This is a genomic window from Saccharopolyspora galaxeae, from assembly GCF_016526145.1.
Classification (GTDB): Bacteria; Actinomycetota; Actinomycetes; order Mycobacteriales; family Pseudonocardiaceae; genus Saccharopolyspora_C; species Saccharopolyspora_C galaxeae.
The window spans coordinates 270736-297502 of the sequence record NZ_JADDUE010000009.1 but is presented as its reverse complement, the minus strand read 5'-3'; the positions used below and the strand labels follow the sequence as shown (position 1 = coordinate 297502).

Here is a 26767-nt window from a genome sequence, read left to right as displayed (position 1 = left end):
CCTGGATCTCGGCATCGGGCGGCCTCATCGTTGCGCCGGTACGTGTAGATCGTCCGAAACACGGACTTCGGAGCAGTGAACCACGGTTAAACACGAAATACATTCGCATTTTTCCCGGAGCCGACGCCTCAGAGCGCGCGAACCGCCTCCAGGACCTCGACCAGAGTCGTCGGGGAACCGACGTTGCCGGGGACGACGGCGTAGGGCAGCCCGTCCGGGGCGAGGTCGTAGATCGAAACACCCGGCAGAACCTGGCCGCGCACGACCGCCGAATCGGCACCGAGACCGCTGGTGGCGACCTCGGCGGAGGTGATGCCGCCCTTGGCGACCACCACCGAGACCGCACCGGCCAGCCGCCGCACGGCCGTGGTCAGGCCGCTCATGACCTGCCTGCCGTGATCCAGCGTGCCGTGGCCCGCCGCGCGCACCCGCTCACTGCTCAGCACCGCGACACCGCCTCCGAGCTGCTGCCGCAGCGGGCCGACCACCTCGTCGGCCGCCCGTTCCGGATCGTCGATCGCGGTTTCGGTGCTGAGCACGACAGGTTCGCCGGTCCGCCCGGCGAGCTCGGCGAGCTGGGCCGTGGCCGCCTCGGTGTGCGAGCCGCACACCACCAGCACCGGCCCGGCCGGGCGCTGGATCGGGGTGGTGAGCAGACCTGGACTGACCGCGTCGGCGCAGCGCGCCGCCAGCGGTGCTCCGCAGCGCACGACCACCGCGCGTCCGGCCTGCTCGGCTTCGCGCAGCCCGGTGTGGATGAGGTCGACGTCCTGCTCGGTCACCGCGTCCGGAACGACGACCGAACCCGCCGGAGCTTCCAGCAGCGCGCGGGCCACTCCCCCGGACTCGCGCACCTGCTCCAGGTCCACGGGCACGCCGACGCGGTCGCCCTTCTCCGCGACGTAGTCGGCCAGCGCGGAGCTGCGGTATCCGAACACCGGGTCGCGGGCGAACTCCGTCTCCCCTGCCGGAAGTTCACGGTCGCCGAGGCGCACGTAGTGGACTCCCCCGCGCGTCGTGCGCCCGCCCGCGGGGAACGCGGGCACGAACAGCAGCACGCCGTCCGGTGTGGCGAACACGTCGCTTTCCGCGAAAACGTGCCCGCGCAGCGTGGAATCGCCGCGGAGCACGAAACGCACCGGAGCGCCTGCGGTCTCCTGCACGGTGCGGCGGATGTGCTCGACCAGCTCGACGGCCTCCGGCTCGGGAAGCGCGCGGCTGTTCGTCTGCACGTAGACCGAACGGTTGCCGCGGACGGCTTCTGCGATGTGGCTGCGGTCGGTGCGCAGCAACACCGCGACGCCGGAGGCCGATTGGGTGCCGGTGGGGTCGTCGTCCAGGACGACGGTCTTGAGCTCGCTCATCGCATTCCTCTCCGGCCGGACTCCGGCCACTTCACTTGCGCCGCGGCGCGCTCGCCCGCCGGATCCCACGTGATCGCATACCGCCACTGAACCGGACGTCAAGACCGGACCCCCGGGGGGCAGCAGCGACGTCCTTGTGGGCAGCAGCGGAGGTGCTTCCGCGCGGGATTAGGGTCGGCGGGTGGCCAGGTACTACGACGTGCACCCGGACAACCCGCAACCCCGCTCGATCGGCAAGGTCGCCGACGTCGTGCGCGGCGACGGGGTGATCGCCTACCCCACCGACTCGTGCTTCGCGCTCGGCTGCGGGCTGGACAACAAGAGCGGGGTGGATCGCATCCGGTCCATCCGGAAGCTCGACGAGCGGCACCACTTCACGCTGGTGTGCCGGAACTTCGCGCAGCTCGGCCAGTTCGTGATCGTGGACAACGCGGTGTTCCGCGCGATCAAGGCGTGCACGCCGGGCGGTTACACGTTCATCCTGCCCGCCACCAAAGAAGTGCCGCGCAGGCTGATGCATCCGAAGCGCAAGACCGTCGGGATCCGCATCCCGGACCACGTCACGGCGCAGGCGCTGCTGGCCGAGCTCGGCGGGCCGCTGCTGTCGAGCACGCTGCTGCTGCCGGACGAGGAAGAACCGCTCACCCAGGGCTGGGAGATCAAGGACCGGCTGGACCACGTCGTGGACGCGGTGGTCGACTCCGGCGATTGCGGCACCGAGCCGACCACCGTCATCGATTTCTCCAGCGGTGAACCGGAAATCGTGCGGCGCGGCTCGGGGGACACCGCGCGGTTCGAGTGAGCCGCGCGCGGGCGCCGGGAGGCCGCCGACCTCCCGGCGTCCGCCGTGCAGTGCCGAAGCGCCTCAGCGAACGGGCGGGGCCGGGCTCGGCGGCACACCCGGCCCGGGGTCAGGAGCCGGAGCCGGCGCCGGCGGCACACCCGGTCCGGGATCAGGAGCCGGGGCCGGTGGCACGCCAGTTCCAGGAGCAGGAACCGGAGCCGGCTGTGCGGGCACGGCCACGACGGAGCCCGGGTCAGGAGCCGGGCCCGGCTTCGCGGGCACGACCACGAAGGACCCCGCAGCAGGGACCGGTTCCGTCACGGGTGACGGAGCAGCGGCCTCCGGGGCATTCGGGATCGGCCGCGGCGCCGCCTGTTCGGCCGAAGCGATGCCGAGACCGCCGATGCCGAAGGCGGCACCCGCCGTCACCAGCACCGCAGCGCGGGTCACTCGCTTGCTGGGCATGATCGAACTCCTTGTCGTCGGTTGTCGCGGCCGTTCCGCGACACCGAAGACGTTGCCCGGCGGGCGCTGAAGCGGACCTGGACGAACCTGAAGACCGCTTCAGGAACCGGTGTCATGCTGATCCACATGCGGGTGCTCGTGGTGGAGGACGAACAACGGGTCGCGGAGGCGCTGCGGACCGGGCTGAACGCCGAAGGTTGGGCGGTCGACGTGCTCGGCGACGGGCACGAGGCGCTGTGGCAGGCCGAGCACACCGATTACGCGGCGATCCTGCTGGACATCATGCTGCCCGGGCTCAACGGATATCGGGTGTGCGCGCGATTGCGGGCGGCGCAGAACTGGACGCCGATCATCATGCTGACCGCCAAGGACGGCGAGTACGACGAGGCCGACGCGCTCGACGCGGGCGCCGACGACTACGTCACGAAACCGTTCTCGTACGTGGTCCTGCTCGCGCGGCTGCGCACCGCCGTGCGGCGCCGCGCGGTCGCGCGACCGCCGCTGCTGCACGCGGGCGATCTGGTGCTCGACCCGGCGCAGCGGACCTGCTCCCGCGCGGGCCAGGACATCACGCTCACCGGCAAGGAATTCGCCGTGCTGGAGCTGCTGGCCCGCAGCAAGGGTCAGGTGGTGTCCAAGCAGCAGCTGCTCGACGGCGGCTGGGACTTCGCAGCCGAACCCGACGCCAACCTCGTCGAGGTGCACGTCAGCTCGCTGCGCCGCAAGATCGACGCGCCGTTCGGCCGCCGCAGCATCCGAACCGTGCGCGGCTACGGCTACCAGCTCGTCCCGGAAGGCACCGCGGATGAGTGAGCGGCCGCGGCGGTTGTCCGTGCGCACCCGCACGACGCTGACGGCCACCGCCATCGTCGCGCTGGCCACGGTCGGCATCGGGCTGCTGCTGGTCGGGTACCTGCAGTCCCGGCTCACCAGCGATCTAGAAGCCACGGTGCACGAACAGCTCTCCGAAGCGACCGAGGCGGTCCGGCGCGGCGCTGCGCTGCCGGACGGCGGGAACGAGATCTCGGTCCGGCTGATGCGGCCGGAGGACCGCTCGGCCGCTGTGCCACCGGCGGGACCGAGCCCGTCGGAGCGACCTCCGCTCGCCGAGTCCAACGTGGCGCCGCAACCCGCTGCACCCAACGAGACGAGTGCTGCGCCGCAACCCGCTCCGTCCGCCGAACCGGTCGCGGCACCGGCGAGGCAGGTCGCGGCCACGACGACCGTCGTCGGCCCTGGCGGCACCGCGACCCTGGTCGCCAGCGCCTCCACCCGTTCCGTGCAGCAAGCAACGGCGGCAGCGACCGCGGCGCTGCTGCTCGCCTCGCCGGTACTGCTGGCCATCGTCGCCGCGCTCACCTGGTTCAGCACCGGCCGGGCATTGCGGCCCGTGGAGGAGATCCGGGACGAGTTCGCCCGGCTGTCCGCGCACGACCTGCGCGGGCGGATGCCCGTACCGGCCGGGCGGGACGAAGTGGCGCGCCTGGCGGGCACCCTCAACGAGACGCTGGACCGGCTGGACCACTCCGTGCGGCGGCAGCGGCAATTCGTCGCCGACGCCTCGCACGAACTGCGCAGCCCGCTCGCCGCGCTGCGCACACCGCTGGAGGTGGCCTGCGCGCACCCGGACCGGGTGGAGTGGCCGGACATCGCCGCGGGCACGCTCGAAGACCTCGGGAGGCTGGAGCAGCTCACCGGCGATCTGCTGGCGCTCGCGCGCCTGGACGGGACGCCGGCGACCGGCGGAACCGCGATCGACCTCGGCGAACTGGTGCGGGACGTGCTGCAACGCCGGGCACCGGGTGACATCGAGTGGGACACCGCCCTCGAAAGCGGAGTCGTCATCGACGGCCACCGCAGCCACCTGGTGCGGCTGATCACCAACCTCGCCGACAACGCCGAGCGGCACGCGGCGCGAAGCGCGCGGATCAGCGTGCGCGCCGAAGACGGGCACGCTCGCCTGAACGTCGCCGACGACGGACCCGGTGTCCCTGCCGAGTCGCGCGAGTACGTCTTCGAGCGCTTCGCGCGGCTGGACAGCGCACGCGGCCGCGGCGAAGGCGGCGCGGGGCTCGGCCTCGCGCTCGCCCGGGAGATCGCCGCACTGCACCAAGGAACTCTGGGCATCACCGATTCCGGCCGAGGCGCGAACTTCGCGGCGCGGTTCCCGCTCGCCGAGGATCGCGCTGACGCGACTGATCCCGCGCTCAGCGCGGCGGCGAGAAGGTCGCCGGTGGCGGAGTGACCGCAGGGTTCACGCCGAGGGTGATCGAGGCCGTGTGGCCCGCGCCGACGTCCTGGCCCGCCGGTTCGACCGCGAGCGTGCTCTGCGGTCCGCCTTCCTGCTGGAACAGGAAGTCGGTCTCGTTGGTGACGCGCTGCAGCGGACGATCGGCGTATCCGGGTGTCCGCTCGATGCGGGTGTTGAGGTCTTCCGGGAAGTAGAGCTGGCCGGTGTGCACCCGTTTGCCGCCCGCGTGGACCATCACGTGGATGTGGATCGCGCGGCCGAAGTACCAGCCCGGGTGGATGGTGCGGAACTGCACGTTCCCGTCCCGGTCGCTGATCTGGGTGCCGCGCAGGAACGTCGACGGGTCGGTCGGGTCGACGTGCGGGTCCGGCATCGGCGCCGCGTTCGGGTCCAGGTCCAGGTGGCCCGAGTAGTAGCCGCGCGCGTCGCAGTGCCAGATGTCCACGGCGGCGCCCTGCAACGCGGTGCACGCCGCCGCGTCGACGATGCGCAGGCGAAGCGTGACCGGGATCCCGCCGCGATCCTCCACGATCTCGGAGCGGACCAGGTCGCGGTCGATGTAGTACGGGCCTTCGATCGCCTCCGGGGCCAGTACGCAGGCAGGCGCGGGCAGGTCCGCGGCGGCGCCCGCGGGCTGATCCTGGTTCGGCGCGCACGCGGCGCCGAGACCGCCCGCTGCGCCGAGACCGAGGGCGGTCAGCACGAAGCGGCGGGTGGGGTGGGCCGGTCGTTGCTCCGGAGTCGTTCGGTGCTCGTCCATGAACGCCGAACCTAGGTCGGGCCGAGCGCGTCGATCCGCGCCTGGACCAGAAGTTCCGGCCGCTTTCACGGGTGGAACCAGGTCAGCTCCATGGACCGCTGGGCACTGCACTTGCGCACCGCGCGGGCCAGCACCGACAACGGCGTGTCCCCCGGAGCGCGGCAGCCCGGCGGCAGCGCGGTGAAGTGGCGCTCCACCAGTTGCAGCCAGAACTCCTTCGTCGGCGGGAAGTGGACGTGCAACGAAGCGTGCCGCTCCTGCCAGCGGCGGATCGCCTCCAGGCGGCGCGTCGGGCTCCCGTGGCAGATCAGGTGCACCTCGTGGTCGCCGAACAACCGCGGTTCCAGGTTCCGCAGGAACCCGCGGAGATCGCCCAGCGCGGTGCAGCGCTGCGACAAGGTGGCGGCGAGCTGTTTGCGCAGCACCGCGTCGTAGTTGCGCGCGGCCGGGGAGCCGGTCCCGCGCGCGTCCTCCGGGCCGTCCGCGCCGCGCACCGCCAGCACCATGATCGACTCGGGTGGTGCCACGTACAGCGCCGACCACGGCGTGGCTCGATCCGGATCACCGCCGCTTTCGCCGGGCAAGATGCGCAGGCGCCGCCAGATGCGCGTCACCGACGAGGCCGAGATGCCGGTGCGGGCGGCCATGTCCCGCTTGGTCCAGCGCCGCCCGTTCGGCGGCGGCTCGGTGAACGTGGCCTGCTGCACCAGCCGCACCTGCTGCTCGGTGATCGACCGGGGCGCACCCGACCGCGGCCGGTCCCGCAGCGCGGGCAGCCGCCCCTCCAGGAAGCGGCCGCGCCACCGGCCGACGACCCGCGCGGACACGCCGAGCTCGCGGGCCACCACCGCGTTCGCCGGCCCCTGCGCGCAAGCCAGCACGATGCGGCAGCGCAGCGCGATGGCCGGTGACGTGGACGGCAGCTGCAGCCAGCGCAGCAGCGCGGCCCGTTCCGGCTTGCTCAGCACCAGCGGAGGCGGCGAACTCATCGGATCAAGACTATGCGTCCGGCCCGGGAAGTCGATGCGCCAGCGGGCGGTCGAGAGCACGACCGCCCGCCGCACGGTTCACCGCCCGCCGAGGATCACGGCCACAGCCGCCGCGTCGCCAGCTCGGCACCGGCCGCCAGCGACTCCAGCTTCGCCCACGCGATCTGCGGGTGCACCCGCCCGCCGAGGCCGCAGTCGGTGGAGGCGAGCACGTTCTCCCTGCCGACGCACTCGGCGAACCGCACGATCCGGTCGGCGACCAGCTCGGGATGCTCGACGACGTTGGTGGCGTGGCTGACCACGCCGGGCAGGATCAGCTTGCCCTCGGGCAGCGGGACGTCGCGCCACACCTTCCACTCGTGCTCGTGGCGCACGTTGCCCGCCTCGAACGAGTAAGCGCGCACGTCGATGGCCAGCAGCACCTCGATCAGCTCGGCCAGCGGCAGGTCGGTGGTGTGCGGGCCGTGCCAGCTGCCCCAGCACAGGTGGAAGCGGATGCGGTCCTTCGGCAGATCGCGCAGCGCGTAGTTGAGCGCTTCCACGCGCTGCATGGTGAACGCGCGGTAGTCCGCCACCGGCGGCTCCGGGTTGATCTGGTCCCAGTTCTCCGCGATCGCCGGGTCGTCGATCTGCAGGATCAGGCCCGCGTCCAGGATCGCCTTGTACTCCTCGCGCATCGCGTCCGCGCAGGCGTAGAGCCATTCCTCGTCGTCGCGGTAGTACTCGTTGCCGATGCGCGAACAGCTGCCCGGGCCGATCGAGGTCATGAAGCCTTCGTCGACGCCGGCCGCGCCGAGCGCGCGCTTGAACCCGGCGATGTCCGAGTTGATCGCGTCATGGCCGGTGTAGTGCAACGGTCCGGTGCACACCGGGAAGGTGAGGGGTTTGCGCCCGGTGTCGACGCCGGATTCCGGGTCGCCGTAGGCCTCGGCGAAGCGCTCCCGGTCGCGGCGGTTGCCGAAGCTGGTCAGCCGGATGCCGGCCGCGCCGGAGCGGTTGGTGTCGATGTCGGACAGCGACGCCTTGCCGAGCTCGAGCCCGCCGAGGCGCTGGAACGAGTACGACCACCAGGCGCCGTAGTCCACCTGCTGGCTGGTGGCCTTGCCGAACTCGCCGTCGCCGACGAGTCCGATCCCGATGTCGCGCTGCCTGGCGACCAGCGACGTCAGTTCGTCGTCGAGTTTCGCCCGGTAATGCGCCGTCCGCTCACCGCCTGCGGCCGGGGCCGCGTCGGCGCCCGCGGCGTTGAGCGCGATCAACTCGTCCGGGCGCGGCAGGCTGCCCGCCTGCGTGGCCACGATGCCTTCGCTGCTGGATCGCATGACACGGTCCTCCCTCGTCGAAACGGCCGGTACGCAGTTTTTTCAGCAGCGACGCCGAACGGCAAACACCCAGCCCACGACGTGCGCGCGGGATGACGAGGGAAGTCGTCGCGGGGGCGGTACGCCGCCGGACTTCGGGGCCGGACCACAAATCCCGTGCAGCCGGAGCCCGGCGGCCGCATCCGGCACGGCGACGAGCAGCGCACCACCGGGCGAACCCGGTGGTGCGTGCCGGTGATCAGCGCCAGATCTCGCCCGCCCACTCGGGGTGGTCGACGAACGGGTTCCGGTTGTGCTGGAACTGGTCGAAGATGACCTGGTTGCGGTTGCGCTCGAAATCGTCCGGCGGGTCCTGCGCGTTCCACTGCAGCAGCACCGACTGCCTGCCCATCAGCGGCGCTTCGCCGTTGTCGACGTTGTCGTTGAGCTCCAGGTCCGGTGCGCCGTCCTCGCCTTCGTAGCGCACCGCCATGTACATGATCATGCGGGCGACGTCGCCCTTGACCGCGTCCCGCGGCTCGTAGGAGTCGTCGTCGGTGAAGTTGCCGGGCGCCTCGCCGACCTCGCTGCCGCCCATGTCGAAGTCCTTGTTGCCGCGCTCGGAGTTCACCGACACGTCGGTGGGCCGCAAGTGGTGCACATCCGTACCCGGGCCGACGTCGGTGCCGAAGTCACCGTGCGACTTGGCCCAGGTGTGCTCGCGGTTCCACTGGTCGGCGTCGCCGCCGTTGGTGTCCTTGCCCTGGGAGCGGCCGGTGTAGAGCAGGACGACGTTGTCCGGGTTCGCCGGGTCCTGGTCGGTGACCTTCAGCGCGTCCCACACCTGGTCGTAGGTGAGCTGGTCGTTGGTGCTGATGATGTCGTTGAGCGCGACCTTGAGCTCTTCGCCGGTCTTGCCCAGCGCCGGCTGGTAGTAGGAGTCGTCGTAGGCGGTCACCGGACCCGGCTGCGCTGCCGGAGCCGGTTGCGCTGCCGGAGCCGCCGCGGCGGGCAGGGGCAGCGCGAGCGCGAGCGGCAGCGCCCCGGCCAGCGCGGCGCGTTTCCAACGGGTGTTCAGCACGGTGCGTTCCTCTCCCCAGAACGGCCGCACCGACCGGGATCGCCGGCCGTGCGGCACGGTGGACTCAGGACAAGGCGAAAGTTTTTCAGGAGAAGGCGAACCGGCGCGTGAATCGGGCGGACCAATCAGATGTACGCGTGACGGCGTAGCGGTTACCGGCTTTCCCGATAAACACACCGATCGACCATTTTGCGAAAATCGCAAAATCAGCTATCTTGGCGGTCATGGATATCTCGGAGCGAGTACGCGAGGTGATCGAGAAGACCGGTCTCAACCGGACCGCCTTCGCGGAGCAGGCCGGGCTCGACGCTTCGAAGCTGTCCAAGTCGCTCAGCGGAGCGCGCCGCTTCAGCTCGCTGGATCTGGCCAACATCGCCGAAATCGGCGGCGTCACCGTCGATTGGCTGCTCGGCACCGAACGCTCGAAACCCGCGGTGGCGGCACGTGCGGCAACGCCGGCCGGATCCGTCGCGGACAAGGCGATCGAAACCGCCGAGACCATCTCGGAAGTCCGGGCCGGACTGGCCGGACTCGGCTATCGCGCCCGATCGACTCCGGAGCTGCGGTTCGCACCCGCAGAACTCGGCATCCGGCAAGGTGCGGACCTGGCACAGCAAGCACTGGCACGGCTACCCGAGGGCCCGCCAGGTGTCGGTGCGGACCTTTTCGCCACGCTCGAACGATGCTTCGGAATCGAAGTGGCTGTGCAGCACCTCAACGGGCGGTTCGACGGCCTGGCCTGGATCGACGACGACGCCCGGGTGATCGTCGTGGGCACGACCGAAGTACCGACCCGGCAACGGTTCACGCTCGCGCACGAACTCGCGCACATCCTGGCCGGAGACGATCAGCTGCACGTCGACGAGGACGTCATGGAGTGGCGGCGCGCGGTCAGCGAACTGCGTGCCAACTCCTTCGCCGCCCACTTCCTCATGCCCGAAGCCGTGATCGCCGGGCGGCTGGCCACGGACGCACCGATCGACCGGAGGGCCTTCGCAGAACTGGTCATGCACCTGGCCGTTTCGCCGGACGCGCTCGCCTGGCGGTTGCACAGCCTGGCGCGAGTCAGCCCGGCACAACGCGATCAATTCCGACGCATGAGCACCGTGCAATGCGCGCATCTGACCGAACGCACGGACCAGTACGGCGAATGGCGCAACGCCAGCAAGCACTCGCGCTCCCCCGCGGCGCTGACCGGCGACGCCCTCGACGCCTATCTGGAAGGCAAGATCACCTTGCGCCCGGTCGCCCAGCTTTGCGGCCTACCGGTGGAAACCCTTCGCGACACGCTCGATTCCGGCGCGTGGTCCGGTCCGTACCCCGCCGACGAGGAGCCCGTCTTCAACCCATGAACCGGCCGTACCTGTTCCCCGACAAACGGTGCTGTGCAACTTTGCAGCCGTGGACCGGCTGCAAATCCTCCAAGACACGCTGGACGGGCGCGGACGCTGGGTGGAAGCGATCGCCTACGAGGCGCGCACTTCCAGCAGGCACCACCCGGCGTTGAGCCGGATCGAGTACGAAGGCTGGCTCGGCGTACCGATCGAGATCGACACCACCGCGGAGATCAGACAAGTAGAGACGATCCGCCGGACGGTGTTCGGCGGTCTCGCACGGCGGCCGAGGGCGCATCTGGGTGAGGCGCAGACCTGCCACGTGATCCTCAACCGCGCCGAGTTGCGCGGTTCGCATTGGATCAGCGACGACCAGGAAGCCGTGTGCTACGCGAGCAGGCAGGGAATCCCCACGAGGCAGACCGCCGGACTCATGCAGGAAGCCGTGGCGCGGGAGCTGATCGACCCGGACAAGGCGTGGGACGTGCTCATGGACATGCTGCAGGAAGAACGGCACATCCGGATGCCCGCGACGGCGGACGAACTGTTCGGGTAGCGCGCTACTCGCCGTCGGTCCAGGTCGGTGGTGCGATCACGTGCAGGGCGTTGCGGGCGACCGTGAAGCGCTGCGGCGTGGTGGCGACGAGTTCGCCGTCCACGTTGATCGCCAGGTCGACGTCGGTGCGCAGGTCGACCGAGCGGGTCTGCACGTGGGTCACCAGCTTGCTGTCGGTGCTGCTGCCCGTGCGCAGTTCGCGCATCACCGAAAGCAGCTGCAGCGGGCTCCCGTGCCGCAGCACCGAAACGTCGAGGGTGTCGTCGTCGATTCCGGCGTCCTGCCCGGCGACCTGGCCGCCGCCGAAATAGCGCCCGTTGGCCACCGACACCTGCAACAGGTCCGGGAACTCCATCGGCTCGTGGTCGCCGTCGGGGAATTCCAGCGTCGCGGTGAACGGGCGGTGCTTGCGCAGCGCTTGCACCGTGGCGACCGGGTAGGCCAGCGCGCCGACGCGCTTCTTCAGCGACGCCGACATGTGCTGCGCCACGGCGGCACCGAGACCGGCCGAAGCGCGGTTGACGTAATAGTTCCCGCCGCACAGCCCGAGGTCGACGTCCACCACGTGGCCGCGCGCGATGGTGCGGCAAGCGGCGTCGAGATCGTCCGGGATGTGCATGGTGCGGGCGAAGTCGTTCGCGGTGCCCAGCGGCAGCAGGCCCATCGGCACCTCGCGGTGCGCGAGCACGTCGACCACCGAGCTCACCGTGCCGTCACCCCCGCCAAGCACGATCAGGTCGTGCCCGTCGTCGACGGCGGACTCGACGGTCTCCACCAGCCGCGAGGCGTCCTGCAACGGGTACGCCGCGTGCAGCGGCACGTCCAGCTCGCGCAGCCGATCCCGCGCGTACTCGAACGCGCGCCCGCCGGTGCGGGAGTGGGCGTTGACGATCAGAGCGGCCTTGGCCGCGGACCCGTCGTAGCGGATGGTGACCTCCTTCGGCTGCCGCGCGAGACTACCGGGCTCGGACCACCGGGGGTTCGCACCGGTGAGGACGCTCACGCGGGCTGGATGAGCTCGACGGTAGTGCCGTCCGGGTCGCGCGCGTGAGCCCGATCGAGGACCGTCCGGAGCCATCTGGCGGTGCGGTCGGTGGCCGTGATCCGGAACCTCACCCGGGGATGCTCGCGCAGCAACGGACCCCGCCTGCATTCGGGGTAGCAGGCGGGGTCCGTTTCCGGTGTCGCCACCGGTCTGCGGGCCACGACGGTTCGGGGCACGTCGCGGCCTGCGGTTCCGGACGGGGTCAGGCCGCCCGGAACCGCACTGCTCGGCACCTCACTGCTCGGCGAGGTTCTGCAGGTCGCCGACGCTGCCGTTGAAGTGGTCCAGGTCGACCTTGCCCTGCACGCCGTCGACCTTGCCCTTGTCCGTGTACTGCCAGAAGTTCCAGTTGTGGAACCCGGCAGGCGGAGTCGGCTGGTCCACGCCGTAGGAGGCGACCCACAGCGGGTGGTCGGCGAACTTGTCCGTGCCGCCCGCGCATTGCTTCCAGAACGACGGGTTGGCGTAGACGATCACGTCCGTGCCGGTTGCGGCCTTGATGCGGTCGTTGAACTTCTGCGTCCACTGGTGCATCTGGTCGGGCGAGAGGCCGTAGCACTTGCTGCCGGAGGAGTTCGGCTCCAGGTCGAGCACCGGCGGCAGCGTCTTGCCGTCCTTCTTGTAGTCGATGACCGACAGCATCTTGTCGGCCTGCGCCTCGGCGGACTCGTCGGGGCGGGCGAAGTGGTAGGCGCCGGCGATCATCCCGGCGTCCTTCGCACCGTGGTACTGCTGGTCGAACTTGGGACTGGCGAAGTCGGTGCCGTCGGTGGAGAGCACGAACGCGAAGTTCTGCCCGGCGCCGGCGACCCGCTTCCAGTCGATCGGGCCGTTGTGGTTGGACACGTCGATGCCGTGCGCGGGCGGTCCCGGCACCGGCCCTGGGGGCTCCTCGGAGTCGTCGCCGCCGAACAGGCCGCCGCCGGACCCGTCGGCCTGGGACTTCTGCTGGCCGGCCGAGGGCATGTCGTCGACGTGCGCGGCGGTGCGGACGTCATCGGACGAGGAACCGGTGCCGATGCTGACCAGCGCCACGCCGAGCACGCCGACCGCTGCCACGACGCCACCGGCTTGCAACGCCCGCAGCCGCGGGTGCTGCTTGCGGTGTTGCCCGGCGGTCGACTCGGACGTCGCGGAACGGACCCGGCCGGAGAGGTCGCGGGCCAGCGGGCGCACCCGCTGCTCGGCGCGCTGCCAAGCAGTCGTGCCCTGCACGCGCTTCACCAGCGGCAACAGCGCCAGCCAGATGCGGCGCAGCAGCGGAAGGACCCGCTGCCAGGCCCGGTGGGCGTGCGGACGCACCCGGTCGACACCGGAGCGCACCGCGTTGTCGGCGCGCAGCGCCGACGCCCGCCAGCTGTTGTCCGCGGAAACGTCTTGGTTCTGCGGTTGATCGGGGGTCGGGGTCGATGGCCCGCGGCCATCTTCGGGGTTCGTGTGTTGATCGGGGGGTGTCACGAGACCCCAGACTCCGGCACGGAGGGTGTACGTGCATCCCGGTAATTACGTACACAGGTACCTAGTTTGCTCAGTACGGGGGACGAGGTGACGACCAAATCGTCACAGCCCGTGTAGACGATCCGCCTGAGCGGAGAGCGGGCTCACCCTACCGGACCGCCGATCAATGCTCGCGCAGGGTCCGGGCCGCTACTGCTGCCGTCCGCGCAGCCAGTCCTCGATCTGCTCGCGGTCCTGGAAACCCAGCCGCGCCAGCACTCCCTCGAGCAGCTGCTCGGCCGACCGCCTTTCCATGCCCAGGCGCGCGGCGAGGTCGGCGCCGGTGACACCCTCTCCGGACAGGACCGCGGCGCGGAGCTCGTGCGGACTCAGCCCGCCGGGGGCGGAACGACCCGGCTCCGGACGAGCCGGTTCCGGGCGGCCGATGCCTTCCTCCAGCACGTAGGCGAACAGCTCCTCCCGGCTCCATTCCGCTCCGCGCTGGTAGGCCGCCTGGAACTCCCGCTCGCCCAGCACTTGCCGCCCCCACGCGAGCGCCGCCGCGTTGTAGTCGTCGAAGTAGGTCGACTCGCCCATCCGGCCACCGCTGATCCGGCGCAGCGCATCCGCGGCCCCAGTCAGGTGCGCGTTCCGGTGCGGCTGGTCGGCCGCGGTGGTGCACCACGACAGCACGTCCAGGTAGAGCGCCAGCCCGTTAAGGTCCCGCGCCGAGCGGTTCAACCGGACGGCTTGCTGCACCAGCAGTGCCGCCTCCCGGTGATCACCGGCGAGCCAGCGGTGCAGCGCCACCACCCACAACGCGTAGCACTTGGTCCACGTCGCGCCGCTGCTCTCGCACAACCGCAGGCATTCCACCGCTGCGGTCGCGCCCCGCGGATCGCCCGAGACGAAGGCGACGCTGGAGAGCAGGATCATCGCATTGACGTAGCCGAACGCATCGCCGTCCACCTTCTCCGCGGCCGCGGCCTGCTCCAGCAAGTCGGCGGCCTCCCGCATCCGTCCCTCGGACATCGCCACCATGCCGTGCACCATGCCCATCCGGGCGCGCAGTGCCGTTCTGCCGAGCTCGTCGGCGATCTCGTCCGCAGTGACCAGCGAGCTGCGGGCCACGTCCAGCTCCCCCAGGTGCACGGCCACGAATGCAGCGGTGGCCAGACCGACCGCACGAGGTCCGGTCCGCTCGGTGAGCAGCTCCACCGAACGCCGCAACCACCCGTAGCCCTCGCGCAACGCGTTGCCGGAGAACCAGTACGGCCACAGCAGTACGGACGTCCCCACCGCCATCGCCGCCCATTCCGGCTCGCGCAGATCGGCGGCCAGCACTTGGCGGATGTTCGGGTGAATCCGGATCATGTGCTGGATCCACTCGAGCTGCTGCGGCCCGAACTGCTCGGCGCTGAAGCGTTCGGCGAGCTTGTGGAAGCAGTCCCGATGCCGCTGCCGCAGCGAATCCTCCTCACCCGCAATTCGCAGCTGGGACAGGCCGTACTCCCGGATGCTGTCGAACATGCGGTAGTAGGCGCGGCCCTCGTGTTCCTCGCGCAGCACGACCGACTTGGTGACCAGCACGTCGAGCAGCTCCACGACCCGGTGGGCGGGCAACCGGCCGAAGGCGCACACCTGCTGAGCCGCGACACTGTCGAACCCGCCGATGAACACCGCCAAGCGGGCCCACAGCAGTTGCTCGTCCGCCGTGCACAACCCATAGCTCCAGCCGATCGACGCCACCAGCGCATCGTTACGGGACGGACGCTCGCCGCTGGTCAGCAGGCTGAACCGATCGTCGAGCCTGCGCAGCACCTCGCGCGGGGAGCAGTCGGCCAGCTGCGCCGCGGCCAGTTCGATCGCCAGCGGCATCCCGTCCAGCCTGCGGCAGATCCGCACCACCGTGTCCCGGTTGTGCTCGTCGAGCGCGAACCCGGGCTGCACCGCCGCCGCACGGTCGACGAACAGGCGGATCGCGTCGGCGAACACGTCGCCGTGCACCGAGGCCGGCGTGGAACCGCCCTGCGGCACCGAAAGCGGCGCGACCGGCAGCACCCGCTCACCCGCCACGCCGAGCGGCTCGCGGCTGGTCACCAGCAAGCGCACTTCGGACGGCACCGCCAGCACGTCGCGCACGAATCGGGCGGTGGCCTGCAATACGTGGTCGCAGTCGTCCAGGATCAGCAGCAGCCGGGCGTCTTTGAGCATTTCGAGCAGGTCGGCGGTGGGATCGCCCGCTTTCGGGCGCAGTCCGAACACGGCCGCGACCGTCTGCGGCACCAGCTCGGGGTCCTGCAACGCGGCCAGGTCGACCCGCCGCACACCGTCCGGGAACGCGCGGCGGACCTTGCGGGCCAGCCGCAGCGCCAGCCGGCTCTTGCCGACGCCGCCGGGGCCGGTCAGCGTCACCAGCCGCCCGAAGTACATCTGCCTGCGGGCTTCGGCGAGTTCGCGGCGCCTGCCGACGAAGCTCCCGGGCTCGGGCGGGAGTCCGCTGATCGAGCCGCCCGCGGTGGTTGCCGACTCCATGCCCACCTCCCTCGGTGAGGATATTCCGCAGGTCACAGCCGCACTCGCGCGCGAGGACGGCACTGCGACCGACACGCCGACGTGTGTCCCGGGCAGGCGGATTCGCGCGGTCGGGCAGAATGCCGCCGACGACCCCGCGAAGATCAGGAAAGGTCGGTTGGAAATCGTGACGACGGCTGTGCATCAACGGATCGCCGAGGAGCTCGGCGTGCAGGAGCGGCAGGTGGACGCTGCCGTGAACCTGCTCGACGGCGGCGCCACGGTGCCGTTCGTCGCCCGCTACCGCAAGGAGATCACCGGGGCGCTCGACGACGCGCAGCTGCGCACGCTCGAAGAACGGCTGCGGTACCTGCGGGAGCTCGAAGAGCGCCGGAACACCGTGCTGGAGTCGATCGACTCGCAGGGCAAGCTGGACGACGAGCTGCGCGCGCGGGTGCTGGCCGCCGACTCGAAGGCCCGGCTGGAGGACATCTACCTGCCCTACAAGCCGAAGCGGCGCACCAAGGGCCAGATCGCCCGCGAGGCCGGGCTGGAGCCGCTGGCCGACCTGCTGCTGTCGGACCCGCAGCAGGACCCGCAGACCCGCGCCGCCGAGTACGTCGACGCGGACAACGGGGTCGCCGACGCCGACGCCGCTCTCGAAGGCGCCCGCGCGATCCTGGTCGAACGCTTCTCCGAGGACGCCGACCTGGTCGGCGAGCTGCGCGAGAAGATGTGGAAGCAGGGCCGGGTGAGCTCCCGGGTGCGGGAGGGCAAGCAGGAGGAGGGCGCGAAGTTCGCGGACTACTTCGAGTTCGGCGAACCGTTCACCGCGCTGCCGTCGCACCGGATCCTGGCGCTGCTGCGCGGGGAGAAGGAAGAGGTGCTGGACCTGTCGCTGGAGCCGGACGACGGCTCCGAGCCGGACGGTCCCAGCGAGTACGAACGCGCTATCGCCGCCCGCTTCGGCATCACCGACGCGGGGCGGCCCGCGGACCGCTGGCTGAACGACGTGGTGCGCTGGGCTTGGCGCACCCGCGTGCTGACCCACCTGGGCATCGACCTGCGGCTGCGGCTGCGGCAGAACGCCGAGGAAGAAGCGGTTCGGGTGTTCGCCGCGAACCTGCGGGACCTGCTGCTGGCCGCGCCCGCGGGCACCCGCGCCACGATGGGCCTGGACCCCGGCTACCGCACCGGCGTGAAGGTCGCCGTCGTCGACGGCACCGGCAAGCTGGTCGCCACCGACACGATCTACCCGCACAAGCCGCAGCAGCGCTGGGACCAGGCGATCGACACGCTGGCGCGGCTGGCGCGGGAACACGACGTCGAGCTGGTCGCGATCGGCAACGGCACCGCGTCCCGGGAGACCGACAAGCTCGCCGGGGAGCTGATCAAGCGGCACACCGAGCTGAAGCTGACCAAGATCTCGGTGTCCGAGGCGGGCGCCTCGGTGTATTCCGCCTCCAGCTACGCCTCCCGCGAGCTGCCCGAGCTGGACGTGTCGCTGCGCGGGGCGGTGTCCATCGCGCGGCGGCTGCAGGACCCGCTGGCGGAACTGGTCAAGATCGACCCGAAGTCGATCGGGGTGGGCCAGTACCAGCACGACGTGACCGAGTCGAAGCTGTCGCGCTCGCTGGACGCGGTGGTGGAGGACTGCGTGAACGCGGTCGGCGTGGACGTCAACACCGCATCCGCACCGCTGCTGACCAGGGTTTCCGGCATCGGCGCGGGGCTGGCGGAGAACATCATCGCGCACCGCGACGACATCGGGCCGTTCCACTCCCGGCAGGGGCTCAAGGACGTGGCGCGGCTCGGGCCGAAGGCGTTCGAGCAGTGCGCGGGCTTCCTGCGCATCCCCGGCGGGGACGATCCGCTGGACTCCTCCAGCGTGCACCCGGAGTCCTACCCGGTGGTGCGGCGGATCCTCGAATCGACCGGTGACGACCTGGGATCGCTGATCGGCAACACGAAGGTGCTGCGGGGGCTCGCACCGGCCGAGTTCGTCGACGACTCCGTCGGGTTGCCGACCGTCACCGACATCCTCGCCGAACTGGAGAAGCCCGGGCGCGACCCGCGGCCGACGTTCCAGACCGCCACGTTCGCCGAAGGCGTGGAGAAGGTCACCGACATCGAACCGGGCATGCGGCTGGAAGGCGTGGTCACCAACGTGGCCGCGTTCGGCGCGTTCGTCGACGTCGGCGTGCACCAGGACGGCCTGGTGCACGTTTCGGCGATGTCGAAGAACTTCGTCAACGACCCGCACGACGTGGTCAAGTCCGGTGACGTGGTGACGGTGAAGGTGCTGGACGTGGACGTGCAGCGGAAGCGGATCTCGCTGACGCTGCGGCTCGACGACGACGTCACCGGCGGCGGGCGCGGTGGCGACCGCGGTGCTGACAAGGCGAAGGGCGGCGACCGCGCCAAGGGCAAGGACGGCGGGCGCGCCAAGGGCAAGGACGGCGGTCAAGGCCGCGGCGGCGAGCAGAACCGCCCCGGGCAGAACCGCACCGGGCAGGGCCGCAACGAGGGCCAAGGCCGCGGCGGGCGCAAGGGCCGGGACTCGGCACCGGCCGGTGGAGCCCTGGCGGACGCGCTGCGGCGTGCCGGATTCGAGGGCTCGGGCAAGTGAGCGCGCGGGCGTGCTGAGCGGTGCCGGGTCGCGACGGCTGCGCGACCCGGCTCCCCCGCCGCACAGGGTCGGCGGCGGGTTCGGCCGAGCAGGTGCAGCGGATCCGGCCGACGCGGCGCCCCGAGGGGCCACCTCGGACGCTCGGCCATTGCCGCCACGCCTCTAGTTCTGCATGCCCGAGTAGCCGTGTAGCGCTTCGCAGATCATCCACACCGCGAAGTCGATCTCGTCGGCAGCAGGGCGCTGACCACCGGCACCGCGCTCGTGCTGACGCCCGTCGCCCGGCGCACTCGCCACCGCTACGTCTACCGTCTTTGCAGGTCAGTGCGCCCCATCGGGAGTCGTCCCGGGTTCGAGCAGCTCCGCGAGCCGGTCACCGAGCACTTCGGGGATGATCCGTTCCGCTGAACGCGCCGCCGCCGCGTTCAGCGCCGACATCGCCAGCGGCCGCAGCCGCGCGACCACGTCGGAGAACCGGGCGACCTCTTCGTCGTTGAGCGCCGCCCCGGCACCGACCCGCAGCACGTGTTCGCGCACCAGCGACACCAGCAGGGCCGAGACGCGGTCGACGTCCTGCTGCAACTGCTCGGCCAGGTCGAGCACTCGCGCCAGCGGAACGCCGAGCTGCACCAGCTCACGACCGGCTTCCAGCAGCTGCGGCGAAGGGGCCACGAACCGCGCGCCCCAGCGCTCCAGCAGCTTCTGGTCCAGGGCGCGACGGATGTTGCGCTGGGTCAGCTCGCCGCCGAACATCTCCCGCAGCTGCGGCAACGACACCACTTTCGGCGCCTGCTCCGCCCAGGAACGCCCCATCACCTCTTCCACGCCGAGCACGTCGGCGAGGCTGCGTCCGGACTCCCAGGCCGAGACCATCTCGTGGATCTGGGCGAAGGCGTAGCCGCGCTCCAGCATGTTCATGATCAGGCGCAGCCGGACGAGGTGCGCATCCGAGTAGATGGCCCGCCTGCCCTGCCTGCGCGGCGGCGGCAGCAGGTCCCGGTCCTGGTAGACCCGCACGTTGCGCACCGTCGTTCCCGCAGCGCGAGCCAAGTCGTCGATCCGGTATTCGGACACCCGCAGGATTCTAGTTGCTCCGTTGATCACACGGGACCGGTGGCGGTGGCCCGTTCCGCCGGGGGTTCCGGAACGGGCCACCGCCTCCGCGCGGGGTGGGGCTCAGACCTCCACCCGGTCGGACTCGTGCTGTTCGTCCTGCGCACCCGGCCGACGCGGCAGCAACCGGGCCAGCAGCGGCCACAGCAGGATCAGCAGCACGATGACGTAGACCGTGATCGCGAACGGCGTGTTCACCAAACCGGTGACTTCGCCGTCACTGATCTGCAACGCACGCCGCATCTGCTGTTCCGCGGTGGGGCCGAGGATCACCGCGATGATCGCGGGCAGCACCGGAAGCCCGTAGCGGCGCATCGCGAACCCGATGAGCCCGATGATGAACAGCACCACCAGGTCCAGCGGCGAGCCACCGACCGCGTACGCCCCGATCGCGGCGAAGAACAGGATCCCCGCGTACAGGTACGGCCGCGGGATCCGCAGCAGCTTCGCCCACAGCGGGGCCAGCGGCAGGTTCAGCACCAGCAGCAGCACCGAGCCGATGAACATGCTCGCGATCAGCGCCCACACCAGCTCCGATTCCCGTTGGAACAGCAGCGGGCCGGGCTGGATGCCGTACTGCTGGAACGCCGCGAGCATCACCGCCGCGACCGCGGTGGTCGGCAGCCCGAGGGTCAGCATCGACACCATCGTTCCCGCGGCCGAGGCGCTGGCGGTGGCTTCCGGCCCGGCGACACCTTCGATGGCGCCCTTGCCGAACTCATCGCGGCGCTTGGACAGCCGCTTCTCCACCACGTAGGACAGGAACGTCGGGATCTCCGCGCCACCGGCCGGGATCGCGCCGAACGGGAAGCCGATCACCGGCCCGCGCAGCCACGGCTTCCAAGCCCGCCGCAGGTCGTCGGAACCCAGCCACGGCCGCCCGACCGGGATCGCGTTCCCGGAGGTCTGCCGCAGGTGCGCGGCCACCCACAGCGATTCGCCGATGGCGAACAACCCGACCGCGACGATGACCACGTCCACCCCGTCGGCCAGGTGCAGGATGCCGAAGGTGAGCCGCTGCTGGCCGGTCATCTCGTCCAGCCCGATCAGCCCGATCGTCAGCCCGATCAGCAGCGAGGCGAACCCGCGGATGCGGGACTTGCCCAGCACCGAGGTCACCGCGATGAACGCCAGCACCATGACCGCCAGGTAGTCCGGTGCGCCGATGTTCACCGCCACCGAAGCCACCGTCGGTGCCAGCAGCGTCAACAGCGAGATGCCGACGATGGCGCCGACGAAGTGCCCGATCGCGGCCGCTGCCAGCGCTTGCGCGCCGCGGCCCTGGCGCGCCATCGGGTTGCCTTCCATCGCAGCCACCACCGCCGCGCTCTCCCCCGGCGTGTTCAGCAGGATCGAGGTGGTGGATCCGCCGAACATGCCGCCGAAGTAGATCCCGGCGAACATGATGAACGCCCCGGTCGGCTCCAGCGCGTAGGTAACCGGCAGCAGCAGCGCCACGGCCATCGCCGGTCCGATGCCGGGCAGCACGCCGATCGCGGTGCCCAGCAGCACTCCGAGCGCGGCCCAAACCAGGTTCATCGGGGTCAGCGCGGTGGCGAACCCCTGCATCAGCAAGTGCAACGAGTCCACGTCACAACACCCCCATCAGCGGACCGCCCGGCAGCGGAACCCCGAGCAGCTGGTTGAACAGCACGTAGGTCACGACCGAGAGCACCGCCGCGATCAGCGGGTCCCGCGCGGTGTTGCGGCTGCCGAGGGCGTAGGCCGAACCCCAGAACAAGATCATTCCGGACAGCGGGAAGCCGACCACGTTGATCAGCGCTGCGTTGGCGAGGAACGCCGCGGCCAGCAGCAGCACGGTGCGCCAGTCGCTCGGCGCGGTGAGGTCGATGTCCTCGCCCGCTTCGGACTCGCCGCGCCCGCCGCGCAGCACGTCCCGTGCCAGCAGCAAGGACACGACCAGCAGCAGCACGCCCACGACGATCGGCACCGTCTTCGGGCCGAGCGGCCCGCGCTGGGTGAAGTCGGAGGCGATGGTGGCGGCGTCGAGCAGCACGAGCACACCGAGCGCGGCCAGCAGCGCGCAGATGCCGAGTTCGGAGCGCTCCCGCAGCCAATCCCGCCACGAGGTTCCGGTGGTGGTGTTCATGCCAGTCCCAACTCCTTGAGCACCGAGACGACCCGGTCGTTCTCCTGCCGCAGGAACTCGCCGAACTGCGGGCCCGGCTGGAACGCGTCGGTCCAGTTGTTGCGCCGCAACGCCTCTTTCCACTCGGGTGTGGCGCTGAGCCTGGTGAACAGGTCGATCAGCTTGTTGCGGTCGGCCTCGGAAAGCCCGGGCGGGGCGACGATGCCGCGCCAGTTGGTGAACGTGACGTCCACGCCGGCCTCCTGGAGCGTGGGCGCGTTTACGCCGGGGATCCGCTGCGCTCCGGTGACGCCGAGCACGCGCAGCTCGCCGGCTTCGATCTGGTCCCGGTACTCGCCCATGCCGGACACGCCGAAGTCGACCTTGCCGCCGAGCACGGAGGCCAGCAGTTCCCCGCCGCCGTCGAAGGGCACGTAGTTGACCTGCTTCGGGCTCAGCCCGATCGCCTTGGCCATCAGCATCGGGGCCAAGTGGTCCGGCCCGCCCGGCGAGGATCCGCCGCCGACCGGGGTCTGCCCGGGATCACGGCGCCAGTCGGCGATCAGCTGGTCCAGCGAGTGGTACGGCGAGTCCTTGGCGACCACCACCACGTTCGGTTCCTCGACGAGCTTGGCGACCGGCGTGGTGTCTTCCAGCGAAACCGGCGAGTGGTTGGTGTAGACGCTGCCGACCACGCCCAGGCCCATCGACATCGCGAGCTTGCCGTTGCCGCGCTCGTTGACCACCCGGCCGAGCCCGACGGTGCCGCCCGCCCCGGGCAGGTTGAACACTTCGACGTTGCTGTTGAGCTTGGTGTCCTCCATCGCCTTGACCGCGGTGCGGGCGGTGACGTCGTAGCCGCCGCCTGGCGAGTTCGGCACCAGCATCCGCAAGCCGCGGATCTGGTCGGTGCCCTCGTCGGAGCCGGTGCTCATCAGCGGTGGCACCAGCAGCACGAGCAGCACCGAGAAGACCACGGAAAGCGCAGTGCGCAGCCGCACGGGGATCCCGCCTCTCCATCGTGGTGGGACGCAAGTGACGCGGGACATGCTGCACAGCGGCGGTCCGATTGTCTGCGTTGCGGACGTAACGGTGGTTTTGGTCGTTGTGTCACTGAGGCCGGGCGCGATCACAGCAGGTCAGCGGGTTACCGTCAGCATGGTCAACGAGGAGGTGGGCCGGTGCGGGGACCGCTGTCGCGCCAGTTCCTCGGCTGGCAGCTCGTGATCATCTTCCTGCTGCTGACCTCGATCGCGGTGTTCTCGGTGTCGCAGTCGGGCTCGTCGTTCCGGGCCACCGAGGGCCGCCGGATGCTGTCGGTGGCCGAGGACCTCGCCGCCACCGAGGGCGTGCGGATGAGCCTGCTCGACCCGTTCCGGCAGGACGCGCTGCCCGCGTTCGCCGAGAGCGCGCGCAGCCTCTCCGGTGCCGACCACGTGATCATCGCGGATCCGCGGGGAACCGTGCTCACCTCGCCCGATCCGGATCAGCGCGGCCAACCGCTGCCGCTGGGCGCGAGCACCGTGCTGTCCGGGCACGCATGGGTCGGCGAAGTCCGCGCAGGCGGAGTGGATTCGCTGGTCGCGCACGTGCCGGTGATCGGCCCGGGCGCGCGGGTGGTCGGCGTGGTCGCGGCGGGCCGGGAAACCCCGGACTTCTTCGCGGGCGTCAAGCGAGCGCCGGGCGAACCGCTGGGACTGCTGGCCTTCGCCGGGTTCCTCGGCATCGCCGGATCGATCCTGCTGGCGCGCCGGGTGAAGCGGCAGACGCTCGGGCTGGAGCCGCAGGAGATCACCCGCCTGGTCGAGCACCGGGAGGCGATGCTGCACGGCATCCGCGAAGGAGTGCTCGGCGCCGACCAGCAGAACCGGATCACCGTGGTCAACGACCAGGCGCGCGAGCTGCTCGCGCTGCCCGCCGACTGCGTGGGCAGGCACATCGACTCGCTGGGATTGGGCGACCGCGCACGCGACGTGCTCACCGGCCGCACCGGCGGAGTCGACCAGATCGTGCTGCGGCACGGGCGCGTCGTGGTGCTCAACCGGATGCCGCTGCCCGCGGTCGGCGCGGTGGTCACCATGCGGGACCGCACCGAGTTGGTCGACCTGCAACGGGAGCTGGCGGCGCACCGCACGACCTCGGACACGCTGCGGGCGCAGGCGCACGAGTTCACCAACCGGCTGCACACCATCTCCGGGCTGATCGAACTCGGCGAGTACGACGAACTGGCCCGGTTCGTCGACCGGGTCAGCCACACCCACGAACAGTGGCGCGCGGAGGTCGGCAGGCGCATCGCCGACCCGGCCACCGCAGCGTTGCTGGTGGCCAAGTTCAGCCTCGCCGCCGAACGGGGCGTGCAGCTGCGGCTCAGCGAGGACAGCGAACTCGGCGAGCTCGACGAGCAGCTGTCCGCGGACCTGACCACCGTGCTGGGCAACCTCGTGGACAACGCGCTGGACGCGGCCGAAGGCCCGGACGGCCGGATCGAAGCCGACCTGCGCCAGCGCGACGGCGCGATCACGGTCGTGGTCCGCGACTCCGGGCCGGGGGTGGCGCCGGAGATCGTCGAGGAGGTGTTCCGGCACGGTTTCACCACCAAAGCCGCCCGCGACGAGCAACGCGGCCTCGGGCTCGCGCTGACCAGGCAGATCTGCCGCCGCCGCGGCGGCGGGGTGGACGTGCGCAACGAACGCGGCGCAGTGTTCACCGCCCGGCTGACCTCGGAGGTGCGCGCGTGATCAAAGTGCTGGTGGTGGACGACGACTTCATGGTCGCCAAGATCCACAGTGGCTACGTGCAGCGGGTCGCCGGCTTCGAGGTGGTCGCCGTGGCGCATTCCGGCGCGGAAGCACTGCGCTCGGTCGCCGACCTGCGGCCCGATCTGGTGCTGCTGGACATCTACCTGCCGGACATGGACGGGCTCGGCGTGCTGCGCGCGCTGCGCACCGGCGACCGGCCGGCGGCCGAACCGGACGTGCTGGTGATCAGCGCGGCGCAGGACCTGGACACCGTGCGCGGGGCGGTGCGCGGCGGAGCGCTGCACTACCTGATCAAGCCGTTCAGCTTCGACGCGTTGCGCGAGCAGCTGGAGCGCTTCCGGGAACTGCACGAGCGGTTGAGCGAGCTGCCCGGCGACGCACCTGCGGCGCAGCAGGACGTGGACCGGCTGTTCGGCACGCCGCAACGCGGGGCGAGCACGCCGAAAGGGCTCGCCAGCGAAACCGCAGCGGTCGTGCAGCGGGTGCTGCAGGGCACCGAGGGCGACCTGTCCGCCAGCGAGTGCGCGCAGGCCGCCGAACTCTCCCGCGTATCGGCGCGCAAGTACCTGGAGCACTTCGTCGCCACCGGCCGCGCCGAGGTGCGGTTGCGCCACGGCGGTGCGGGACGGCCGGAACGCCGCTACCGGTGGAGCCGCTGAACCGTCTCCCCCGGTCGCGTGCGCCGCCGTTGCGGCCACCGGTCCGGCGGCTGACACTGCCGCTCGTCCAGCACCTTTCGCTCGCCCGCGGGCCGGCCGTGCGCGAGCTCGCACACCTCGGGGAGGTGGCCGCATGACGCTCAGCAAGGCCCGCGCGGTGGCGGACGCCGTGCTGTTCGAGGGTTACCTGCTCTACCCGTACCGCGCCTCGGCGTTGAAGAACCGGATGCGCTGGCAGTTCGGCGTGCTCGCGCCCCGCGGGGCCGGTGCGGCGGAGAACTGGTTCGCACGAACCGAATGCGCGCTCGAGGCCACCCCTTCGACCACAGTGGACATTCGAGTCCGCTGCCTGCAACTGCGCCACCGCGGCGGAGAAAAGCCTTGGGACGAAGGAATCGTGCGCGAGTTCGCCGTGCCGGTGCCGTTGGCCGCGCTGGAGCAACCGCGAACCGTGATGTTCGAGCTGCCCGCCGGAACCGACCGCCGGGACGGTGCGAACTGGCACCGCTACCGCGTTCCCGGCCTGATCCACATCGAGAGCCGGCGCGTGGAGCACTCGCGCGACGTGCGCACCATCCAAGTCCGGGTGGAGAACCGATCCGAGTGGACACCGAGCGCGGCCGACGTGCGCGACGACGTGCTGCGCCGCTCGCTGGCTTCGGTGCACACCATGCTCGCCGTGCGCGACGGGAGCTTCCTCTCGCTGCTGGACCCTCCGGAGTGGGCGCAGGACATCGCGGCCGCCTGCCGCAACACCAACACCTGGCCGGTGCTGGTCGGCGACCCGCAAGACCGGGACGTCGTGCTGTCCTCGCCCATCATCCTCTACGACCACCCCGCCATCGCCCCGCAGAGCCCCGGCGACCTGTTCGACGCCACCGAGATCGACGAAATCCTCACCCTGCGCACGATGACCTTGACCGACGAGGAGAAGCGCGAGGTCCGCGAGACCGATCCGCGCGCCGCGGAACTGCTGGACCGCGTCGAGCAGCTGCCCGCTGAAGCCCTCGAACGACTGCACGGGACGCTGCGCTTCCCGCGGAACGAGCACTGATGCGCGTCCTGGTAGCCGGGATCGGGAACATCTTCCTCGGCGACGACGGCTTCGGCGTCCACGTCGTCGAACGCCTCGCCGAAAGCACGCCACCGGACGGGGTTCGCTTCGCGGACTTCGGAATCCGAGGACTGCACCTGGCCTACGAGCTCCTCGACGGCTACGACGTGCTGGTACTCGTCGACGCCATCGCAGGACGTGGCACGCCCGGCGCGGTATCCGTGATCGAGGCGGAAATGCCCACCACCGCACCGGACGTGCTGGACGCGCACGGCATGACCCCCGACGTCGTGCTCGGCCTGCTGCGCAAACTCGGTGGCACGATCGGCAAAACGTTCGTCGTCGGATGTGAGCCGGTGGATTGTTCCGAAAGGATCGGTCTTTCCGCTGCGGTAAACGCCTCAGTGGACCAAGCCGTCGATCTCACCCGCGGCCTCCTCGACGAGATCATCGACTGCCCAGCGGCATCCTGACACCTTCGGACCACGGTGCCGGTGCGCAGCTAGATCCCCCTGCACCGCAACGAAACCCCGCCTACCGTCGGAGCACGCCGCGGTCGTGGGGCACCGGAGACGCACGCGGC

At 70.8% G+C, this 26767-nt stretch carries 23 protein-coding genes; 10 read left to right on the top strand and 13 right to left on the bottom strand.

The window, feature by feature from the left end:
• Positions 1 to 128: 128 nt before the first annotated feature.
• Positions 129 to 1364, bottom strand: coding sequence for a four-carbon acid sugar kinase family protein (locus tag INP57_RS21490; RefSeq protein ID WP_200072084.1), 1236 nt, complete (start codon positions 1362 to 1364; stop codon positions 129 to 131).
• A 181-nt stretch (positions 1365 to 1545) separates the two neighbouring features.
• On the opposite strand from INP57_RS21490, the gene INP57_RS21485 reads away from it, so the two are divergent.
• The 3 genes from INP57_RS21485 to INP57_RS21475 all read left to right on the top strand — a co-directional run bounded on the left by INP57_RS21485 (position 1546) and on the right by INP57_RS21475 (position 4858).
• Positions 1546 to 2166, top strand: coding sequence for an L-threonylcarbamoyladenylate synthase (locus tag INP57_RS21485; RefSeq protein ID WP_200072083.1), 621 nt, complete (start codon positions 1546 to 1548; stop codon positions 2164 to 2166).
• A gap of 573 nt (positions 2167 to 2739) precedes the next feature.
• Complete coding sequence (locus INP57_RS21480; protein ID WP_200072152.1) at positions 2740 to 3426, top strand: response regulator transcription factor; 687 nt, start codon at positions 2740 to 2742, stop codon at positions 3424 to 3426.
• Positions 3419 to 4858 carry an ATP-binding protein gene (locus INP57_RS21475; protein ID WP_200072082.1) on the top strand — a complete coding sequence of 480 codons (1440 nt, stop codon included), beginning with the start codon at positions 3419 to 3421 and terminating at the stop codon, positions 4856 to 4858. Before INP57_RS21480 ends, INP57_RS21475 begins: the two co-directional genes overlap by 8 nt.
• Here INP57_RS21475 and INP57_RS21470 read toward each other — a convergent pair.
• The 4 genes from INP57_RS21470 to INP57_RS21455 form a co-directional block, all read right to left on the bottom strand.
• Positions 4821 to 5624, bottom strand: coding sequence for an intradiol ring-cleavage dioxygenase (locus tag INP57_RS21470; RefSeq protein ID WP_200072081.1), 804 nt, complete (start codon positions 5622 to 5624; stop codon positions 4821 to 4823). The genes INP57_RS21475 and INP57_RS21470 overlap by 38 nt on opposite strands.
• 65 nt (positions 5625 to 5689) lie before the next feature.
• Positions 5690 to 6613, bottom strand: coding sequence for a helix-turn-helix domain-containing protein (locus INP57_RS21465; RefSeq protein WP_200072080.1), 924 nt, complete (start codon positions 6611 to 6613; stop codon positions 5690 to 5692).
• Positions 6614 to 6708: 95 nt separating this feature from the next.
• The gene (locus tag INP57_RS21460) at positions 6709 to 7935 is read right to left on the bottom strand and encodes a cobalamin-independent methionine synthase II family protein (RefSeq protein WP_200072079.1); all 1227 of its coding nucleotides are present in this window, start codon (positions 7933 to 7935) and stop codon (positions 6709 to 6711) included.
• Positions 7936 to 8173: 238 nt separating this feature from the next.
• On the bottom strand, positions 8174 to 8995 hold the full coding sequence (locus INP57_RS21455; protein ID WP_374220961.1) for an endonuclease I family protein: 822 nt from the start codon (positions 8993 to 8995) through the stop codon (positions 8174 to 8176).
• A gap of 224 nt (positions 8996 to 9219) precedes the next feature.
• Here INP57_RS21455 and INP57_RS21450 point away from each other — a divergent pair, with 224 nt between their 5' ends.
• Together INP57_RS21450 and INP57_RS21445 are read left to right on the top strand one after the other, a co-directional pair.
• Positions 9220 to 10347 (top strand): helix-turn-helix domain-containing protein, encoded by a 1128-nt coding sequence (locus tag INP57_RS21450; protein ID WP_200072078.1) that lies wholly within the window; start codon positions 9220 to 9222, stop codon positions 10345 to 10347.
• Positions 10348 to 10375: 28 nt separating this feature from the next.
• Positions 10376 to 10885 (top strand): PIN domain-containing protein, encoded by a 510-nt coding sequence (locus INP57_RS21445; protein WP_200072077.1) that lies wholly within the window; start codon positions 10376 to 10378, stop codon positions 10883 to 10885.
• Positions 10886 to 10889: 4 nt separating this feature from the next.
• On the opposite strand, the gene INP57_RS21440 is transcribed toward INP57_RS21445, so the two are convergent.
• The 3 genes from INP57_RS21440 to INP57_RS21430 all read right to left on the bottom strand — a co-directional run bounded on the left by INP57_RS21440 (position 10890) and on the right by INP57_RS21430 (position 15902).
• Positions 10890 to 11888, bottom strand: coding sequence for a lipid kinase (locus INP57_RS21440; protein WP_295145804.1), 999 nt, complete (start codon positions 11886 to 11888; stop codon positions 10890 to 10892).
• Positions 11889 to 12164: 276 nt separating this feature from the next.
• The gene (locus INP57_RS21435) at positions 12165 to 13388 is read right to left on the bottom strand and encodes a GH25 family lysozyme (protein ID WP_200072076.1); all 1224 of its coding nucleotides are present in this window, start codon (positions 13386 to 13388) and stop codon (positions 12165 to 12167) included.
• A 189-nt stretch (positions 13389 to 13577) separates the two neighbouring features.
• Entirely contained in the window at positions 13578 to 15902 is a 2325-nt protein-coding gene (locus tag INP57_RS21430) for an ATP-binding protein (RefSeq protein ID WP_200072075.1), read from the bottom strand.
• Positions 15903 to 16068: 166 nt separating this feature from the next.
• Here INP57_RS21430 and INP57_RS21425 point away from each other — a divergent pair, with 166 nt between their 5' ends.
• The gene (locus INP57_RS21425; protein WP_200072074.1) at positions 16069 to 18510 is read left to right on the top strand and encodes a Tex family protein; all 2442 of its coding nucleotides are present in this window, start codon (positions 16069 to 16071) and stop codon (positions 18508 to 18510) included.
• A gap of 162 nt (positions 18511 to 18672) precedes the next feature.
• Here INP57_RS21425 and INP57_RS30115 read toward each other — a convergent pair whose 3' ends face one another.
• From INP57_RS30115 to INP57_RS21405, 5 genes are all read right to left on the bottom strand, one after another.
• Positions 18673 to 18807: a hypothetical protein gene (locus INP57_RS30115; RefSeq protein ID WP_255520921.1), complete on the bottom strand. Its 135-nt coding sequence runs from the start codon at positions 18805 to 18807 to the stop codon at positions 18673 to 18675.
• A 24-nt stretch (positions 18808 to 18831) separates the two neighbouring features.
• The gene (locus tag INP57_RS21420) at positions 18832 to 19584 is read right to left on the bottom strand and encodes a MerR family transcriptional regulator (protein ID WP_200072073.1); all 753 of its coding nucleotides are present in this window, start codon (positions 19582 to 19584) and stop codon (positions 18832 to 18834) included.
• 102 nt (positions 19585 to 19686) lie between these two features.
• Complete coding sequence (locus tag INP57_RS21415) at positions 19687 to 21192, bottom strand: tripartite tricarboxylate transporter permease (RefSeq protein ID WP_200072149.1); 1506 nt, start codon at positions 21190 to 21192, stop codon at positions 19687 to 19689.
• Positions 21193 to 21214: 22 nt separating this feature from the next.
• Positions 21215 to 21733, bottom strand: a complete 519-nt coding sequence (locus tag INP57_RS21410; RefSeq protein WP_200072072.1) for a tripartite tricarboxylate transporter TctB family protein — start codon at positions 21731 to 21733, stop codon at positions 21215 to 21217.
• The gene (locus tag INP57_RS21405; protein ID WP_307850201.1) at positions 21730 to 22713 is read right to left on the bottom strand and encodes a Bug family tripartite tricarboxylate transporter substrate binding protein; all 984 of its coding nucleotides are present in this window, start codon (positions 22711 to 22713) and stop codon (positions 21730 to 21732) included. Before INP57_RS21405 ends, INP57_RS21410 begins: the two co-directional genes overlap by 4 nt.
• 180 nt (positions 22714 to 22893) lie before the next feature.
• Between INP57_RS21405 and INP57_RS21400 the strand changes: the two genes are divergently transcribed.
• The 4 genes from INP57_RS21400 (at position 22894) to INP57_RS21385 (ending at position 26657) form a co-directional block, all read left to right on the top strand.
• Positions 22894 to 24450, top strand: a complete 1557-nt coding sequence (locus INP57_RS21400; RefSeq protein WP_307850199.1) for a sensor histidine kinase — start codon at positions 22894 to 22896, stop codon at positions 24448 to 24450.
• On the top strand, positions 24447 to 25130 hold the full coding sequence (locus tag INP57_RS21395) for a response regulator (RefSeq protein ID WP_200072070.1): 684 nt from the start codon (positions 24447 to 24449) through the stop codon (positions 25128 to 25130). The genes INP57_RS21400 and INP57_RS21395 overlap by 4 nt, the downstream gene beginning before the upstream one ends.
• Positions 25131 to 25263: 133 nt before the next feature.
• Entirely contained in the window at positions 25264 to 26184 is a 921-nt protein-coding gene (locus tag INP57_RS21390; RefSeq protein ID WP_200072069.1) for a hypothetical protein, read from the top strand.
• Complete coding sequence (locus tag INP57_RS21385; RefSeq protein WP_200072068.1) at positions 26184 to 26657, top strand: hydrogenase maturation protease; 474 nt, start codon at positions 26184 to 26186, stop codon at positions 26655 to 26657. Before INP57_RS21390 ends, INP57_RS21385 begins: the two co-directional genes overlap by 1 nt.
• Positions 26658 to 26767: the final 110 nt, after the last annotated feature.